17 protein-coding genes and 1 tRNA gene are annotated in these 17,030 nt (G+C 71.7%); 10 read left to right on the forward strand and 8 right to left on the reverse strand.

The window, feature by feature from the left end; all coding sequences use genetic code 11:
* Positions 1 to 76: 76 nt before the first annotated feature.
* The 3 genes from ispD to rlmB all read left to right on the forward strand — a co-directional run bounded on the left by ispD (position 77) and on the right by rlmB (position 3,873).
* On the forward strand, positions 77 to 1,342 hold the full coding sequence (gene ispD / locus GLX25_RS08575; protein WP_420837649.1) for a 2-C-methyl-D-erythritol 4-phosphate cytidylyltransferase: 1,266 nt from the start codon (positions 77 to 79) through the stop codon (positions 1,340 to 1,342).
* A gap of 102 nt (positions 1,343 to 1,444) precedes the next feature.
* The gene (gene cysS / locus GLX25_RS08580) at positions 1,445 to 2,869 is read left to right on the forward strand and encodes a cysteine--tRNA ligase (protein ID WP_166548625.1); all 1,425 of its coding nucleotides are present in this window, start codon (positions 1,445 to 1,447) and stop codon (positions 2,867 to 2,869) included.
* Positions 2,866 to 3,873 carry a 23S rRNA (guanosine(2251)-2'-O)-methyltransferase RlmB gene (rlmB, locus tag GLX25_RS08585; RefSeq protein WP_155842093.1) on the forward strand — a complete coding sequence of 336 codons (1,008 nt, stop codon included), beginning with the start codon at positions 2,866 to 2,868 and terminating at the stop codon, positions 3,871 to 3,873. The genes cysS and rlmB overlap by 4 nt, the downstream gene beginning before the upstream one ends.
* A gap of 216 nt (positions 3,874 to 4,089) precedes the next feature.
* On the opposite strand, the gene GLX25_RS08590 is transcribed toward rlmB, so the two are convergent.
* The 3 genes from GLX25_RS08590 to GLX25_RS08600 form a co-directional block, all read right to left on the reverse strand.
* Positions 4,090 to 4,371 carry a GIY-YIG nuclease family protein gene (locus GLX25_RS08590; protein ID WP_155842094.1) on the reverse strand — a complete coding sequence of 94 codons (282 nt, stop codon included), beginning with the start codon at positions 4,369 to 4,371 and terminating at the stop codon, positions 4,090 to 4,092.
* Positions 4,372 to 4,659: 288 nt separating this feature from the next.
* Positions 4,660 to 5,976 (reverse strand): DUF4032 domain-containing protein, encoded by a 1,317-nt coding sequence (locus tag GLX25_RS08595; protein WP_155842095.1) that lies wholly within the window; start codon positions 5,974 to 5,976, stop codon positions 4,660 to 4,662.
* A 76-nt stretch (positions 5,977 to 6,052) separates the two neighbouring features.
* Complete coding sequence (locus GLX25_RS08600) at positions 6,053 to 7,153, reverse strand: ABC transporter ATP-binding protein (RefSeq protein ID WP_155842096.1); 1,101 nt, start codon at positions 7,151 to 7,153, stop codon at positions 6,053 to 6,055.
* A 276-nt stretch (positions 7,154 to 7,429) separates the two neighbouring features.
* On the opposite strand from GLX25_RS08600, the gene GLX25_RS08605 reads away from it, so the two are divergent.
* From GLX25_RS08605 to GLX25_RS08615, 3 genes are all read left to right on the forward strand, one after another.
* Positions 7,430 to 8,350: a DsbA family protein gene (locus GLX25_RS08605; RefSeq protein ID WP_155842097.1), complete on the forward strand. Its 921-nt coding sequence runs from the start codon at positions 7,430 to 7,432 to the stop codon at positions 8,348 to 8,350.
* An 89-nt stretch (positions 8,351 to 8,439) separates the two neighbouring features.
* A tRNA-Thr gene (locus GLX25_RS08610) sits at positions 8,440 to 8,512 on the forward strand.
* A 56-nt stretch (positions 8,513 to 8,568) separates the two neighbouring features.
* Positions 8,569 to 9,615 carry a DMT family transporter gene (locus GLX25_RS08615; protein WP_166548626.1) on the forward strand — a complete coding sequence of 349 codons (1,047 nt, stop codon included), beginning with the start codon at positions 8,569 to 8,571 and terminating at the stop codon, positions 9,613 to 9,615.
* Here the strand turns inward: GLX25_RS08615 and GLX25_RS08620 are convergent.
* Positions 9,599 to 10,150, reverse strand: a complete 552-nt coding sequence (locus GLX25_RS08620; protein WP_271192605.1) for a nitroreductase family protein — start codon at positions 10,148 to 10,150, stop codon at positions 9,599 to 9,601. The genes GLX25_RS08615 and GLX25_RS08620 overlap by 17 nt on opposite strands.
* 2 nt (positions 10,151 to 10,152) lie before the next feature.
* Complete coding sequence (msrB, locus tag GLX25_RS08625; protein WP_155842099.1) at positions 10,153 to 10,554, reverse strand: peptide-methionine (R)-S-oxide reductase MsrB; 402 nt, start codon at positions 10,552 to 10,554, stop codon at positions 10,153 to 10,155.
* Positions 10,555 to 10,779: 225 nt separating this feature from the next.
* On the opposite strand from msrB, the gene GLX25_RS08630 reads away from it, so the two are divergent.
* From GLX25_RS08630 to groL, 4 genes are all read left to right on the forward strand, one after another.
* Positions 10,780 to 11,049 (forward strand): DUF3263 domain-containing protein, encoded by a 270-nt coding sequence (locus GLX25_RS08630; RefSeq protein WP_205719851.1) that lies wholly within the window; start codon positions 10,780 to 10,782, stop codon positions 11,047 to 11,049.
* 24 nt (positions 11,050 to 11,073) lie between these two features.
* Positions 11,074 to 11,616, forward strand: a complete 543-nt coding sequence (locus GLX25_RS08635; RefSeq protein ID WP_271192604.1) for a LytR C-terminal domain-containing protein — start codon at positions 11,074 to 11,076, stop codon at positions 11,614 to 11,616.
* Positions 11,617 to 11,825: 209 nt separating this feature from the next.
* Positions 11,826 to 12,029, forward strand: coding sequence for a cold-shock protein (locus GLX25_RS08640; RefSeq protein ID WP_067948690.1), 204 nt, complete (start codon positions 11,826 to 11,828; stop codon positions 12,027 to 12,029).
* 182 nt (positions 12,030 to 12,211) lie between these two features.
* On the forward strand, positions 12,212 to 13,831 hold the full coding sequence (gene groL / locus GLX25_RS08645; RefSeq protein WP_155842101.1) for a chaperonin GroEL: 1,620 nt from the start codon (positions 12,212 to 12,214) through the stop codon (positions 13,829 to 13,831).
* A 121-nt stretch (positions 13,832 to 13,952) separates the two neighbouring features.
* On the opposite strand, the gene GLX25_RS08650 is transcribed toward groL, so the two are convergent.
* From GLX25_RS08650 to GLX25_RS08660, 3 genes are all read right to left on the reverse strand, one after another.
* Positions 13,953 to 14,243 (reverse strand): WXG100 family type VII secretion target, encoded by a 291-nt coding sequence (locus GLX25_RS08650; RefSeq protein ID WP_155842102.1) that lies wholly within the window; start codon positions 14,241 to 14,243, stop codon positions 13,953 to 13,955.
* Between the two features lie 130 nt (positions 14,244 to 14,373).
* The gene (locus GLX25_RS08655) at positions 14,374 to 16,239 is read right to left on the reverse strand and encodes a sensor histidine kinase (RefSeq protein ID WP_155842103.1); all 1,866 of its coding nucleotides are present in this window, start codon (positions 16,237 to 16,239) and stop codon (positions 14,374 to 14,376) included.
* Between the two features lie 41 nt (positions 16,240 to 16,280).
* Positions 16,281 to 16,970 carry a response regulator transcription factor gene (locus tag GLX25_RS08660; RefSeq protein WP_129235187.1) on the reverse strand — a complete coding sequence of 230 codons (690 nt, stop codon included), beginning with the start codon at positions 16,968 to 16,970 and terminating at the stop codon, positions 16,281 to 16,283.
* Positions 16,971 to 17,030: the final 60 nt, after the last annotated feature.

Below are 17,030 nucleotides of genomic sequence, written 5' to 3' on the forward strand. Positions count from 1 at the left end.
GCGCGGAAGCGCACGGCGGCGATCGTCGTCTGCGGAGCCGGATCCCGGACCGGACCGGACCGGTCGGCCCGGGTCGATCGGCCCGCTCGGGCCACGGTCCGGCGACTACGGTGGAGGGGTGAACGACTCCACCGTCGCCGTCATCGTCGTCGCCGCCGGGTCCGGCACCCGGCTCGGGCATCCGGAACCCAAGGCCCTCGTCCCCCTCGGTGAGGACACGATCCTCGGCGTCGCGTTGGATGCCGTGCTCGGCATGCGCGATGCGCCGTTCGTGGTCGTGGTGGCGCCGGCCGACCGCGTCGACGAGGTGCGCGAGCGCTCCGCTCCGCGCGCGGCCGCGGCATCCGTCGACCTCGTGGTCGTCGCCGGCGGCCTCACCAGGCAGGAGTCCGTCGCGCGCGGCATCGCCGAGCTCCCGCGCGAGATCGAGGTCGTGCTCGTGCACGACGCGGCCCGCCCGCTCGCGCCGTCCGCGGTGTTCGACGAGGTGGCCGCCGCGGTCGAGTCGCGCGGGCACGGCATCGTGCCCGGACTGCCCGTCGTCGACACCGTCAAGCGCGTCGACGGCGAAGGGCACGTCCTCGAGACGGTGGACCGCTCGGAGCTCGCCGCGATGCAGACCCCGCAGGGCTTCCCGCGCGAGGTGCTCGAGTCGGCATACGCCGCGGCCGGCGCGGACTTCACGGACGATGCCGCGCTCGTCGCCGCCGCCGGCGTGCCCGTCGACGTGGTGCCGGGCGACGCGCGGGCGTTCAAGGTCACGGTGCCCTCCGACCTGCACCGTGCCGAGCAGCTGCTCGCCGAACGGACTGCGAACGGCGCGGCCGGCGAGCGGTCGACCCAGCGCGCGCTTCCCGCGCACGCGGCGGTGCCGCGCGTCGGCACCGGCATCGACGTGCACGCCTTCGCCGACGCACAAGACACGCCGCTCTGGCTCGCGGGCCTGCACTGGCCGGGGGAGCGCGGCCTCTCGGGGCACTCCGACGGCGACGCGGTCGCGCACGCGATCTGCGACGCGCTCCTCGCCGCCGCCGGCCTCGGCGACATCGGCGGCATGTTCGGCACCGACGACCCGCGGTTCTCGGGCGCGCACGGCGAGGTCTTCGTCGGCGAGACCGTGCGACGGCTCGCCGCGGCCGGATGGCGCGTCGGCAACGTGTCGGTCCAGGTCGTCGGCAACCGCCCGAAGCTCGCGCCCCGCCGCGCCGAGGCGGAGGCCCTGCTGACCGGCATCGTCGGCGCGCCCGTGAGCGTCGCCGCGACGACGACCGACGGCTTGGGGTTCACCGGCCGCGGCGAGGGGGTCACCGCGATCGCGACCGCGCTCGTCCTGCCGGCCTGACGTCGGCCGCGGCGCACGCCGAGGGCATCGGCGACCCGTGCAGCGCTGAGGCGCGGCATCCGTTCGCCGTTCTCGCAGCGGGCGCGCCGGTACGCTTGACGGGTGACCGTGCGACTCCACGATTCGAAGGCCCAGGCCCTGCGTGACTTCGTGCCCCTCGAGGAGGGGCACGTCGGCATGTACGTCTGCGGGCCGACCGTGCAGTCGAGCCCGCACATCGGGCACCTGCGGAGCGCTCTGGTGTACGACATCATGCGTCGCTGGTTCATGGCGCGCGGGTACGCGGTGACGTTCGTGCGCAACGTGACCGACATCGACGACAAGATCCTGAACGCCGCCGCCGAGGAGGGCATCGGCGAGCAGTGGTGGTCGCTCGCGTACCGGGTGGAGCTCGAGTTCACCGCCGCCTACAACGCGCTCGGCATCCTGCCGCCGACCTACGAGCCGCGCGCCACCGCGAGCGTCACGCAGATGCAGCGGATCATCCAGCGACTGATCGACCGGGGCCACGCCTACGCGGCGCCCGACGGCTCGGGCGACGTCTACTTCGACACCGGCAGCTGGCCCGCCTACGGCGAGCTGACCCGGCAGGCCCGCGAGAACATGGAGGCGGCGGCCGACTCCGACCCGCGGGGCAAGCGCGACCCGCGCGACTTCGCTCTGTGGAAGGGGCACAAGCCGACCGAGCCGCGCTCGGCGGGCTGGGAGTCGCCGTGGGGCCCGGGCCGGCCCGGATGGCACATCGAGTGCTCGGCCATGGCCGCGCGCTACCTCGGGCCCGAGTTCGACATCCACGGGGGCGGCCTCGACCTGCGCTTCCCGCACCACGAGAACGAGCTCGCCCAGTCCACGGCGGCCGGCGACGGCTTCGCCCGCCACTGGGTGCACAACGGCCTCGTGAACGTCGGCGGCCAGAAGATGTCCAAGTCGCTCGGCAACTCGGTCTACGCGAGCGAGCTCACGGCGCTCGCGTCGCCGCTCGCCGTCCGCTACCTGCTCGGCCAGGCGCACTACCGCTCGACGCTCGACTACTCGCCCGACTCGCTCGCCGAGGCCGAGGCGGCGGTCGATCGCATCCGGACCTTCCTGACCCGGGTCGACCGGCGTCTCGCCGGCACCCGCTACGCCGACGAGGGGGCGGATGCCTCGTGGCCCGAGGCCTTCGCCGTGGCCATGGACGACGACCTCGGCGTGCCGCAGGCGCTCGCGGTCCTGCACGAGACCGTCCGCGCCGGGAACCAGGCGCTCGACGGGGAGGACCTCGGGACCGCAGCCGACCTGCGCGGGCAGGTGCTCGCCATGGTCCGGGTGCTCGGCATCGACCCGACCGACCCGCTGTGGGCGACGGATGCCGGACCCGCGGCCACCGCGCTCGACACCCTCGTCGCCCGACTCCTCGAGGATCGCCGCGCTGCGCGCGCCTCGAAGGACTGGGCCGCCGCCGACCGCATCCGCGCCGAGCTCACGGACGCCGGCATCACCATCGAAGACAGCCAGACCGGAACGCATTGGAGCCTCACCTCATGAAGGGCAGCAGCGGAAAGCCTCGCGCGGGAGCCGTGCGGAAGAAGGGCAAGGGCAAGAAGGTCGGAACCGGCGGCCACAGCCGCAAGGCCCTCGAGGGCAAGGGACCCACGCCGAAGGCCGAGGACCGCCCGTACCACCAGGCGCACAAGCGCAAGGCGGCCGCCGAGCGTGCCGCGGCGAAGTCCGGTGGACGCGGCGGGCAGCGGCCCGGCGCCCCGCGCGGCGCCTCGGGCGCCGCTCGTCGGGCGAAGTCGGGCGACGAGTCCGAGATCGTGACCGGTCGCAACGCCGTCGTGGAAGCGCTGCGCACGCGCATCCCCGCGACGACGCTCTACATCGCGGCCCGGATCGAGATGGACGACCGCGTCAAGGAGGCCGTGAAGGTCGCCACGAACCGCGGCATCCCGATCCTCGAGGTCATGCGCCCCGAGCTCGACCGGCTCTCGGGCGAGGGCGGCGTGCACCAGGGGCTCGCACTCAAGGTGCCGCCGTACGAGTACGCGCACCCGGTCGACCTGCTCGACGAGGTGATCGACTCGGGCGAGACGCCGCTGTTCGTGGCACTCGACGGCATCACCGATCCGCGCAACCTCGGCGCCATCATCCGCTCGACCGCCGCCTTCGGCGGCCAGGGCGTCATCGTGCCGCAGCGACGGTCGGTCGGCGTGACCGCGTCCGCATGGAAGACGTCGGCGGGCGCCGCGGCGCGCGTGCCCGTGGCGATGGCCTCGAACCTCACGCAGACGTTGAAGGCGCTCAAGGAGCGCGGCGTCTTCGTGCTCGGGCTCGACGGCGGCGGCGACGTGTCGCTGCCCGGCCTCGACTTCGCCGACCGCCCGATCGTCATCGTCGTCGGTTCCGAGGGCAAGGGCCTCTCGCGGCTCGTCACCGAGACCTGCGACGCGGTCGTGTCGATCCCCATCTCGGCCGCGACCGAATCGCTCAACGCCGGCATCGCGGCATCCGTCACGCTCTACGAGATCGCGAAGCTCCGCGCCGAGTAGCCGCGCTCCCGGCGGTCGGGCACGACGCGCGCCGCGCCGGTGGTCGAGGAGGACGCGCAGCGCCCGTATCGAGACTTGTGCGTCCGGTGGTCGAGTAGGACGCGTAGCGCCCGTATCGAGACCAGCCCGATCGGTGGTCGAGTAGGACGCGTAGCGCCCGTATCGAGACCTGTGCGTCCGGTGGTCGAGGAGGACGCGCAGCGCCCGTATCGGGGCTTACACCCAGCGCTTCCGACTCGCCGGTCCGAGTGCGTCGAGGTCATCCGCCGCCAATGCGAGCCGCTTGGCACGACTCCAGTTCTGCACCTGCTTCTCCCTGGTGAACGCGTCGTCGATGCGCGAGTACTCCTCGAAGTAGATCAACTCGACCGGGAGACGGCGACGCGTGTAGTCGGCGCCCTCGCCGGCGCTGTGCTGTGCGAGGCGGCGGTCGAGATCCACAGTGCTTCCGACGTAGGTGGTTCCGTCGGCGCATCTGAGCATGTACATGAATGGCATGGGGTGAGCATGGCGCAGGCGTGTACTCGTTGCGCGTCTCCATCCCCAGACGGTCTCGATACGGGCGCTGCGCGTCCTACTCGACCACCGGGGCGATGCGCGTCGTACTCGACCACCGGTGAGCCGGAGCTCGGTCTCGATACTGGCGCTGCGCGTCCTACTCGACCACCGAGGCGATGCGCGTCGTACTCGACCACCGGTGAGCCGGAGCTCGGTCTCGATACGGGCGCTGCGCGTCCTACTCGACCACCGGGCGATGCGCGTCGTACTCGAGCGGCGACCGGGCGATCAGACCTTGAGGCGCCAGTCGCCCTCGTCGTCGGGGTGATGCACGGGCACGGCGGCGGTGTCGGGGGCCACCGCGGGCATCGCGGTCGTGATCGCCTCGGTCGGCGGGCCGATCACGGTCGCCTCGTCGCGACGGTGGCGCAGCACGTCGTTGATGTACGAGGTGAGGGCTTCGGCGAGCGGGATGTCGTGGCCCGATGTCTGGGCCATGTACCACCGGTGCTCCAGCAGCTGGTGGAAGATCTCGGCGGGCTCCAGCTTGCCGCGGAGCTCCGGCGGCACGGCCCTGACGACCGGCTCGAACACGCGCATGAGCCATTCGTGGGCGACCATCTCCTCGTCGGCGTCCTTGCGGTAGGCCGCGCGATACGAGTCGAGGTCGTTGAGCAGGCGACGCGCCTGGTTCTCGCCGGCGTCGAGGCCGGTGAGGCGCAGCAGCCGCCGCTGGTGGTGCCCCGCGTCGACGACCTTGGGCTGGATGCGGAGCGTGGTGCCCGACTCGTCGGTGCGGATCGCGAGCTCCTCGATGTCGAAGCCGAGGTCGTTGAGGCGGTTCACGCGCTCGTTGATGCGCCAGCGCTCGGCCATGCCGAAGGACTCGCTGCCGGTGAGCTCGCGCCAGAGGTTCCGGTAGGCGTCGACGATGCCGTTCGAGATGCGCACGGGGTCGAGCTCGTCGGCGACGCGCCCGCCCGCCTCGAGGTCGAGCAGTTCGCCCGCGATGTTGACGCGAGCGATCTCGAGGTCGTTCTCGCGCTGGCCGTTGGAGAGCCCGCCCTCGTACAGCTTGCCGGTCTCGGCGTCGACGAGGTAGGCCGCGAAGGCGCCCGCATCGCGGCGGAACAGGGTGTTCGAGAGCGACACGTCGCCCCAGAAGAAGCCGATGATGTGCAGGCGGACGAGCAGCACCGCGAGCGCGTCCACGAGCCGCGTCGCCGTGTCGGGCCGGAGCGTCTGCGAGAACAGCGCGCGGTAGGGCAGCGAGAACCGGAGGTGGCGGGTGACGAGCACGGGCGCGAGCGCCTCGCCGTCGGCATCCGTGCGGTTCGTGATCACGGCCACCGGTTCGACGCACGGGATCTCGAGGCGCTGCAGCGTCCGGAGCATCTCGTACTCGCCCTTGGCCATCTCGGCCGTCGTCTCCTTGATGGCCACGACGTGACCGCCGAGGTGCGCGAAGCGCACGAGGTGCCGGGAGATGCCCTTGGGCAGGGCGGCGATGTGCTCGCTCGGCCAGGCCTCGAGTGGGAGGTCCCACGGGAGGTCGAGCAGTGCGGGATCGGTCATCGCCGACGTGATCGAGAGAGTGCCGCTCATCAGGGACAGCGTACCGGGGAACGGCGAAGCCGGCCGGGCCGAGGGCCCGACCGGCTTCGTGGACGATCCGAGGAGGTCAGCTGACGACGGCCTCGGTGCTGAGGCGCTCGCCCGACTCGGCGTCGAACACGTGCACGTGCTTCGGCGTCGGGAGCAGGTAGACGGTCTCGCCCGAGTACGGGTGGTTGCGGCCGTCGACGCGCGCGACGATGTCGGTGCGCTTGCCCTCGATCTCGGCGTGGCCGTAGAGGTAGCCGTCGGCGCCGAGCTCCTCGACGATGTCGACGACGACCTCGATGCCCTCGCCGGGCGTCGTGGAGACGGTGATGTCCTCCGGGCGGACGCCGACCGTGACGATCGAACCGGACGCCTGCGAGATCGCGTCGCGCTCGACCGGCACGACGGCCTTGCCGAAGAGGACGCCGCCCTCGGTGACGTCGGCGTGGAACAGGTTCATCGCCGGCGAGCCGATGAAGCCGGCCACGAAGACGTTGCTCGGCCGCTCGTACAGCTCGCGCGGGGTGCCGACCTGCTGGAGGACGCCGTCCTTCAGGACCGCGATGCGGTCGCCCATGGTGAGCGCCTCGGTCTGGTCGTGCGTGACGTAGACCGTCGTGACGCCGAGGCGGCGCTGGAGCGAGGCGATCTGGGTGCGGGTCTGCACGCGGAGCTTGGCGTCGAGGTTCGACAGCGGCTCGTCCATGAGGAAGACCTGGGGCTGGCGCACGATCGCGCGGCCCATGGCGACGCGCTGGCGCTGGCCGCCCGAGAGCGCCTTGGGCTTGCGGTTGAGGTACGGCTCGAGGTCGAGCAGCTTCGCGGCCTCGAGGACCCGCGCTGCGCGCTCCTCCTTGCCGACGCCCGCGATCTTGAGCGCGAAGCCCATGTTCTCGGCGACGGTCATGTGGGGGTACAGCGCGTAGTTCTGGAAGACCATCGCGATGTCGCGGTCCTTCGGGGGGACGTCGGTGACGTTCCGGTCGCCGATGAAGATGTTGCCCTCGTTGACCTCTTCGAGGCCGGCGAGCATCCGCAGCGAGGTGGACTTGCCGCAGCCCGAGGGACCGACGAGGACGAGGAACTCCCCGTCTGCGATCTCGAGGTCGAGCTGGTCGACGGCGGGACGGGTGCCACCCGGGTACAGGCGGGTGGCCTTGTCGAACGTGACTGACGCCATGGTTCTGTTCTCCTTCACCGGCAGGTACGTGCCGGACGATCCGTAGTGAATGGAAACGCCGACTTCGATGTCGACGCCCCCTCAGTATGCCATGCCATCGCCGAGGCACCGATTCCGCGACGAATGCACCGGCCCGGCCGGGGCCGATGGGGCGGATGCCGCGTCCAGCCCGCGTCCGGGCGTCGTTTGGACGATTCCCAGTGATCGCTCCTACACTCTTCGGTGCGTGCGCCCTCATGCGCGCGCGCCCCCACAGCGACCCGGAGTTGACCCACGATGAGCACTGGCGGATCAGAGCCACGCCCCACCCGCAACCAACGCCGCGAGGCGGCCCGCGAGAAGGCCCGCGTCCTGCGGGAGGAGCAGCGCAAGCGCGATCGCCGGAACAAGTTCCTCATCCAGGGCGGCGTCGTGCTCGCGATCGTCGCGGTGGCGGCGCTGATCGGGGCCATCGTCTTCAACAGCGTCCGCCCCGAGGGCCCCGGCCCGCGGAACATGGCGAGCGACGGGATCCTCCTCGTCGGCGGCGAGGCCGGCATCGAGCCCGTCGAGACCCCCGCGATCCCCGCCGGCGGGCAGCCGACCCCGACGGTGCCCGACGAGAGCGGCACGGTCGCCAACATCGTGGTCTACGTCGACTACCTGTGCCCGTTCTGCGGCCAGTTCGAGACGACCAACTCCGAGACCATGCGCACCATGGTCGAGCAGGGCGCGGCGACCCTCGAGATCCACCCGATCGCGATCCTCACGAACAAGTCCGCCGGCACGCAGTACTCGCTGCGCGCCGCGAACGCCGCCGCGTGCGTGGCGGAGGAGTCGCCCGAGGCGTTCTTCGACTTCAACGCGCTCATGTTCGCGAACCAGCCCGAGGAGCTCACGGCCGGACTCACGAACGACGAGATCGCGGAGCTCGCGGCCCAGGCCGGGGCCGCCTCGTCGGTCGACTCCTGCATCGACGACACCAGGTTCAAGAGCTGGGTGCAGGATGCCACGGAGCGAGCGCTCACCGAGCCGATCCCGAACTCCGAACTCGAGTCGGTCACCGGAACGCCGACGGTGCTCGTGAACGGCAAGCAGTACGTCGGCTCCCTCGAGGACCCGGCCGAGTTCCAGGCGTTCGTGCTCCAGGCCACCGGCGAGAGCTACTCGGAGTCCGAGGCGACGCCGACCCCGACGCCCACGCCCGAGGCGGGCTGACCCCGACCCGATCGGACGACGACGGCCCGGCGACCGCCGGGCCGTCGTCGTGCGCGACGCCCGTGCGTCGGTAGGATGACAGGGTCCCTGCCGGCTTGGCGCAATTGGTAGCGCACCGCTCTTGTAAAGCGGTGGTTACGGGTTCGAGTCCCGTAGCCGGCTCGATGTCGACTTCCTCCGGCCGTCCGGACCCGGCTCCGGCGGCGCCGTCTCCCGGCGTGCCGGACGGTCCCGACCACGTCCACCACCACGCGCACGCCGAGTCGTCGCGCGTGCCGATGCAGGTCGCCATCGCGCTCACGATCGTGTCGGGCGGCCTCGTCGCGCTGCAGTCGCGCATCAACGGCGAACTCGCGCGCGAGCTCGCCGACTTCTCGGTCGCCGCGGCGATCTCGTTCGGCTCGGGGCTGGCGATCCTCGCGCTGCTCGCAGCGGCGTGGCCGGAGGGGCGTCGGGGCCTCCGGCGGGCGCTCGACGCGGTGCGCGCCGGGCGCGTGGCGTGGTGGATGCTGCTCGGCGGCGTCGCGGGCGCATGGTTCGTGGCGACCCAGGGGCTCGCGGCCGGAGTGCTCGGCGTGGCGCTGTTCACGGTGTCGATCGTCGCCGGGCAGACCCTGGGCGGCGTCGTGTTCGACGCCGTCGGCCTCGGTCCGGGCGGCCGCCGGCCGCTCAGCCCGACCCGCATCGCGGGCGCCGCGCTCGCGCTCGTCGCCGTCGGCTGGGCGGTGTCGGCCCAGCTCGCCGAGGCGGTGCCGCTCCAGCTCATGCTGCTGCCGTTCTCCGCCGGCATCGGCGTGTCGTGGCAGCAGGCGATGAACGGCCGCGTGCGCACCGCAGCCGCGAGTGCGCTCGCGGCGACGTTCGTGAACTTCCTCGTTGGCACCGCGGTGCTCGTCGTCGTGATGCTCGCGCACGCGGCATCCGTCGGCTGGCCGACCGCGTTCCCGGCGGATCCCCTGCTCTACGCCGGCGGGGCGATCGGCTGCGTGTTCATCGCGGCGCAGGCCGTGCTGGTGCGGCGCGTGGGCGTGCTCGTGCTCGCCCTCGGGCTGGTGGCCGGCCAGCTCGCGACCGCGCTCGCGCTCGACCTGCTGGCGCCGACCTCGGCTCGCCCCGTGGGCTTCGCGACGATCGGGGGGACCGTGCTCGCGCTCGTCGCCGTCGCGCTCGCGAGCATCCGCCGGCGGCCGGCGCGGCACGTCGCGGCCGAGGCCGCGGGAGCGTCGACCGCCGACGCTCCCGGCGGGGTCACGTCAGGGCGGTGAACCGGTCCGCGGTGCGGGCATCGAGGCGACGCTGGGGGCGGTCGGCTGCGCTGCGGCCGCCCACGTAGAGCCAGCCGAGCAGGTGCTCGTCGTCGGCGAGGCCGTGCACGCGCGCGACGGCCGGATGCCGCGTGAACGGCCCCGTGCGCCACATGACGCCCCAGCCGGCGTCGTCGAGCAGCAGGGCGAGCAGGTGCCCGACGCCGGCCGCCGACGCCTCCTGCTCCCAGGCCGGCACCTTCGGATGCGGTCGCACGACGGCGACGAGCGCGAGCAGCAGGGGAGCGCGGAGCGGCTTCGCCGCGAGCTTCCCGGCGGCGGCGCCCTCGAACCCGGATGCCTCGGCCAGCGCGTCGCCCAGGCGCGCCCGGGCGTCGCCCCGCAGCGCGACCACCCGCCACGGCCGGAGGGCGGCGTGATCGGGGACGGTCGATGCGGCCTCGAGCAGCTCCGCCACCTCGGCGTCCGTCGGCGAGGCATCCGTCACCTTCGGCCAGGACCGGCGGGCGAGGACGGCGTCCCGGACGGCGCCCACGCTCAGGGCTCGGGAGTGAAGTCGAGCGCGATCGAGTTCATGCAGTACCGGTCGCCGGTGGGCGTGCCGAAGCCGTCGGGGAAGACGTGGCCGAGGTGCGAACCGCAGTTCGCGCAGCGGACCTCGGTGCGCAGCATGCCGAGCGACGTGTCCTCGATGAGCTCGACCGCCTCGGGGCGCACCGACTCGTAGAAGCTCGGCCAGCCGCAGCCGGAGTCGAACTTCGTGCCCGACTTGAAGAGCTCGCTGCGGCACGCGGCGCACGTGTAGATGCCGGCGCGCTCCTCGTCGAGGAGCTCACCGGTCCACGGGCGTTCGGTGGCGGCCTCGCGCAGCACCGCGTACTGCTCGTCGTCGAGCTGTGCGCGCCACTCGTCGTCGGACTTGTTCACCTGGTACGCCATGGGTCTCCTCGGGTCGGCCGGCCGTCTTCCATCGTCGCAGCTTTGCGCGGCTTCGAGTGCAACGTGTCCGGGTGCGACGGTGTTCCCGGCCGACGACCGGGGGTGGCCGTCCGCTCGGCGGCCCGTTCCCGGGGCCGCGTTCGGGCCGCGCCGACGCGTGGGGCGGGCTCCCGACGTCCGCTCCCTAGGATGTCGTCGACGGTGGACTCGGTGAGGCGAGGTGTGATGGACGCGGACGGGCTCGACGAGGCGCAGCGCGCCATCCTCGTCTTCGAGTCGCGGCCGTGGCGCGACCCCGCTCGGAAGGCCGACGCCATCCGCGACGAGCTCGGGCTCTCCGCGGCCCGGTACTATCGGCTCCTCGGCGCGCTCGTCGATTCGCCGGCCGCCCTGCGGTTCGATCCGATGCTCATCGGTCGGCTGCAGCGGCAGCGAGAGGCACGTGCGCAGTCGCGTGCGCGCCGTACCATCCCGACCGCCCGGCCGCTCGCCTGAGCGCCCCGACCGACTGGACCACAGGTGCCGAAGTTCCCCCGCGACCGGTTCGACTCGATCCCCCACGGCATGGATCGGGTCGGCGCGCACCGCGCTCCCGCCCGACGCGGGCGGCGCTGGGTGCCCTTCGCGTGGGCGGCGCTCGCGACGGTCGTGCTCGCCGGTGCCGGCATCGCCGCCGTGGCGGCCTACAACCAGCGGCTCGACTTCGACGACACCGCACTGCCGACGGCGCCGGCCTCCGCCGTCCCGACGGCGGAGCCCACCCTCGCTCCGGACGTCACGGTCGCGGTCCTGAACGGCACGTCGACCACCGGGCTCGCGGCGCAGGCGGGAGAGGTGCTGACGGCGGCGGGAGTGCCCGTCGGCATCACCACGAACGCCGATCGCAACGACATCGAGCAGACGGTCGTCTACTACGCGACGGCCGATCTCGAGGGGGCCGCCCGAGGCGTGGCGCAGCAGCTTCCCGAGGCCGAGGTGCGACTGTCCGAGGAGTTCGGCGAGGAGGGCATGCAGCTCGTGGTCGTCCTGGGCGCGGACTACGCGGACGCCGTCGAGGAGTGACCCGGCGGCGAATCGTTGCCATTCTGCGACCATTCGCGGAGCCGGAGCCCTTGTGCGGGGCCGCCGCGCCGTGAGTATCTAGAAACGGCCGCTCGAACACCCGTGTGAGCACCCGGCGCCGGTCCCCGTCGTCGACGTCGGCACGACGACGGCCCGGTACAGCCGACGGCACGTGCTGACTTCGATACACGGCAACATGGGAGCAACGCATGGCGAACGGAACCGTGAAGTGGTTCAACGCTGAAAAGGGATACGGATTCATCACCGTCGACGGTGGGGGCCAGGACGTCTTCGTCCACTACTCCGCCATCGACATGGCCGGCTACAAGGTCCTCGAAGAGGGTCAGCAGGTGACCTTCGAGGTGGGCTCCGGCTCGAAGGGCCCGCAGGCCGAGGCGGTCCGTCCCGCCTGAGTTCGATTCTTCGGAAGCGCCGCCGGATGCCCCCGGCGGCGCTTCCGCATGTCCGCGCGTCCCACCCGGGCGTCGCCTCGCTTGCACTCGACGCATGCGAGTGCCAGAATCGGTTTAGCACTCAGTCGATTCGAGTGCTAACCCACGGTTCTTAGACGTCCGGGAAGGGACGAGAGACACACATGGCAAAGATCATTGCTTTCGATGAGGAGGCCCGCCGCGGCCTCGAGCGTGGCCTCAACACGCTCGCCGACGCGGTCAAGGTGACCCTCGGCCCGCGCGGCCGCAACGTCGTGCTCGAGAAGAAGTGGGGCGCCCCCACCATCACGAACGACGGCGTGTCGATCGCCAAGGAGATCGAGCTCGACGACCCGTACGAGAAGATCGGTGCGGAGCTCGTCAAGGAGGTCGCGAAGAAGACCGACGACGTCGCCGGCGACGGCACCACCACCTCGGTCGTGCTCGCCCAGGCGCTCGTGCGCGAGGGCCTCCGCAACGTGGCCGCAGGCGCCGACCCCATCTCGCTCAAGCGGGGCATCGAGAAGGCCGTCTCGGCCGTCTCCGAGGAGCTCCTCGCCACCGCCAAGGAGGTCGAGACCAAGGACGAGATCGCCGCGACCGCGTCCATCTCGGCCGCCGACCCGCAGATCGGCGAGATCATCGCCGAGGCGATCGACAAGGTCGGCAAGGAGGGCGTCGTCACCGTCGAGGAGTCGAACACCTTCGGCACCGAGCTCGAGCTGACCGAGGGCATGCGCTTCGACAAGGGCTACCTGTCGGCGTACTTCGTCACCGACCCGGAGCGCCAGGAGGCGGTCTTCGAGGACCCGTACATCCTCATCGCCAACCAGAAGATCTCGAACATCAAGGACCTGCTCCCGATCGTCGACAAGGTGATCCAGTCGGGCAAGCAGCTCCTGATCATCGCGGAGGACGTCGACGGCGAGGCCCTGGCCACGCTCGTCGTGAACAAGATCCGCGGCATCTTCAAGTCGGTCGCCGTCAAGGCGCCGGGCTTCGGCGACCGTCGCAAGGCGCAGCTCCAGGACATCGCGATCCTCACCGGCGGCCAGGTCATCTCCGAGGAGGTCGGCCTCAAGCTCGAGAACGCCACCCTCGACCTGCTCGGCCAGGCGCGCAAGGTCGTCATCACCAAGGACGAGACGACCATCGTCGAGGGCGCGGGCGACCCCGACCAGATCGCCGGCCGCGTCGCGCAGATCCGCTCGGAGATCGAGAACACCGACTCGGACTACGACCGCGAGAAGCTCCAGGAGCGTCTCGCGAAGCTCGCCGGCGGCGTCGCCGTCATCAAGGCGGGCGCGGCCACCGAGGTCGAGCTCAAGGAGCGCAAGCACCGCATCGAGGACGCCGTGCGCAACGCGAAGGCCGCCGTCGAGGAGGGCATCGTCGCCGGTGGTGGCGTCGCGCTCATCCAGGCCGGCAAGGCCGCGTTCGGCAAGCTCGAGCTCGCGGGCGACGAGGCGACCGGCGCGAACATCGTCAAGGTCGCGATCGAGGCGCCGCTCAAGCAGATCGCCCTCAACGCCGGCCTCGAGCCGGGCGTCGTCGCGAACAAGGTCTCGGAGCTCCCCGCGGGCCACGGCCTGAACGCCGCGACCGGCGAGTACGGCGACCTGCTCGCGCAGGGCATCATCGACCCCGCCAAGGTGACCCGCTCGGCGCTGCAGAACGCCGCGTCGATCGCCGGCCTCTTCCTCACCACCGAGGCCGTCGTCGCCGACAAGCCGGAGAAGGTCGCTGCGGCTCCCGCCGACCCGACGGGCGGCATGGACTTCTAGTCCGCTCGCGGATCCCGATCCGCACCGCGGCATCCGCCGCACCACGCGCGAAGGGCGCCTCCCCCGGGAGGCGCCCTTCGTCGTGTCCGGGCGAGCCGTCGGTCTCCGGCCGCCCACCGGCTCACCGCACGAACAGCCGGGCGTTCGCCTGCTCGGCGTCGGCGTAGTGCATCGCGGCGGCACCGAGCGCCTGGTTCAGCCCGGCGAGGCTCTGCTCGACGTGCTGCTGCGTGACCCGCCAGTCGGCGACGGCGGCCTGGAACGCCGAAGACGCCTGGCCCGACCACGACCCCTGCAGGCCGGTGAGTTGGGCCAGCAGGGCGGCCACCTCGGACTGGATGCGCCCGATCGTCGCCTGCATGCCCTGCGTCGCCGCGTGCACCTGCTCGCTGTCGACCTGGTACCTCGTCATGGTCATCCTCTCGTCGTGATGCTGCGACCGTAGCCGCGCGCCGCGCGGCCACGCCGCGGGGCGCGACCGACGTGACGCGCGGGCGATGTTCGCCGGCGTGTGGAGGACGAGCCGTCGGCGCGCGGAGGCCTCAGGAGTGCGCGACCTGCTGCGGCGCCGCGCTCGATCCGGAGAGCGGGAGCGACACCCGGAACGTCGCGCCGCCGCCCGGGGTCTCGACGACGTCGACGTGGCCGTTGTGCGCCGAGACGATGGAGGACACGATCGCGAGCCCGAGTCCCGACCCGCCGGTCTCGCGCGTGCGCGAGGTGTCGGCGCGCCAGAACCGCTGGAAGATCTTCTCGCGGATCTGGGGAGGGATGCCCTCGCCGTGGTCCACGATCTCGAGGAGCGCCCGCTCGGTGTCGTCGTCGACGGAGACGCGGATCTCGATCGGGCTCTCGACCGGCGTGAAGCGGATCGCGTTGCCCATCAGGTTCGTGATCACCTGGCGGATCTTGTTCTCCTCGGCGAGCACGACGGCCCGGCGCACGGGCACGGTCTCCGCGGGCACGGCCGTGGGCGCGCCAGCGGACGACGGCTGCGCGCCGCGGGCCGTCCCGGCCGGGACGGCGTCCGCGGTCGTCGTGGTGGCGGCGGCATCCGTCGCGACGGTCGCGCGCCCGGCTCCGCCGCGGCCCGACCGCGCCGCCGTCGCGCCGCGACCTCCGCGCCGACCCGATCGGGGCGCGGCGTCGCCGTCGTCGCCCGACTCGTTCGCCCGCCGGCCTCGGAGCCGGGCGAGCGTGGCGCCGGCGAACGCCATCGGGCCGGACGAACGCGACGACGCCGTGTCGAGATCGACCTCGACCTCGGCGGGGACGACCTCGGTGGAGCCGGTCGCGACCGCCTCCGGCGCGATGACGGTCACCGTGCGGCCGGGGTTCGCCGCCATGGCGTCGAGCGCGGCGTCGCGTGCGAGCGGCACCAGGTCGACCTCGGCGAGGTCGAGCGGCTTCGCCTCGTCGAGGCGGGCGAGCGCGAGGAGGTCCTCGACGAGGCCGCCCATCCGGATCGCCTCCTTCTCGATGCGGTCCATGGCCTGGGCGACGTCCTCGGGGTTCTGCAGCGCGCCCATGCGGTACAGCTCGGCGTACCCGCGCACCGACACCAGCGGCGTGCGGAGCTCGTGCGAGGCATCCCCCACGAAGCGACGCATCTGGTCGATCGTGCGGGCGCGATCGCGGAACGCCCGGTCGATGCGGTTCAGCATGGTGTTGAGCGAGCGGTTCAGGCGCCCGACCTCGGTGTTGGGCGTCGCGCCGCCGAGGCGCTGGCTGAAGTCGCCGTCGGCGATCGCGGCCGCCGTGGCCTCGACCTCGCGCAGCGGGGTGAAGGTCGTCGTGACGAGCATGCGCGTCAGCAGCGCGCCCACGAGCACGACGCCGATGCCGAAGCCGAGGAAGATCGTGAGGTACGCCGCGAGCAGGCGCTCGGTGTCCTGCGACGAGATCGCGATGATGATCGGCGCGAGGTTGCCCTGGTCGTCGGCGTACATGACCGCGTAGACGCCGCGGAACGTCAGGTCGCCGTTGGCGTCGGGGAGCGAGAAGACGCGGTACCCGCCCCCGGAGTTCTGGGCGTAGACGTCCGCCTGCGTCAGCTGCTTCGGGATGAGCGGGAACGCACCCGGCTCGCGCGTGCCCCAGTTGTGGTCGAGGAACGTACCGGTGTTCGCGTCGTAGATCGCGACGAACACGTCGTCGGAGGCGTTGAAGTCGAATGCGCCGTCGGACCCCGACGAGCCGCCGTCACCGCGCGTGAGGTACTCGGTGATCCTGCTGGATGCGATCGACTCGAGCTTCGCCTCGAGCTGCGACTCGACGTAGGACCGCAGCATCGCCGCCGTGCCGATGCCGGAGACGAGGAGGCCGAGCGTCAGCATGAGGACGGTGACGCCCGTGATCTTGGTCCGGAGCGAGATCCGGCTCCAACGGTCGGCGAGGGTCTGGTGCATGGCGGGCCGAGTCTACGGATCCTCCCTGTACCGGGCCTGTACTAGGACTTCGACTTCAGCATGTACCCGAACCCGCGCTTGGTCTGGATCAGCGGCTCGGAGGAGTGCTGGTCGAGCTTGCGTCGCAGATAGGAGATGTAGCTCTCGACGATGCCGGCATCGCCGTTGAAGTCGTACTCCCACACGTGGTCGAGGATCTGCGCCTTGGACAGCACCCGGTTGGGGTTCAGCATCAGGTAGCGCAGCAGCTTGAACTCGGTGGGGGAGAGTTCCACCGGCGTGTCGCCCACGAGCACCTCGTGCGTGTCCTGGTCCATCGTGAGCTCGCCGGTGCGGATGACCGCGTCCTCCTCGGCGTGCATCGTGCGGCGCAGGATGGCGCGGATGCGTGCGACGATCTCGTCGAGGCTGAACGGCTTCGTGACGTAGTCGTCGCCGCCGACCGTCAGGCCGGTGATCTTGTCCTCCGTGTCGTCCTTCGCGGTGAGGAAGAGGATCGGCGCCGTGTACCCGGCCGACCGGAGGCGCTTGGTGACGCCGAAGCCGTTCATGTCGGGCAGCATGACGTCGAGGATGATCAGGTCGGGCTCCTCCTCGAGCACGGCGGAGATGGTCTGCGCGCCGTTGGCCACCGCGCGCACCGCGAAGCCCGCGAACCGGAGGCTCGTCGTCAGCAGGTCGCGGATGTTGGGCTCGTCGTCGACGATGAGGATGCGAGGTCCGTCACTCATGCAACGATTCTGCTGCGCGTGGGCTGTATCTTGGCTGGGAATTGCTCGAATGCAATGCGA

Source organism: Agromyces luteolus (assembly GCF_009729855.1).
GTDB lineage: Bacteria > Actinomycetota > Actinomycetes > Actinomycetales > Microbacteriaceae > Agromyces > Agromyces luteolus.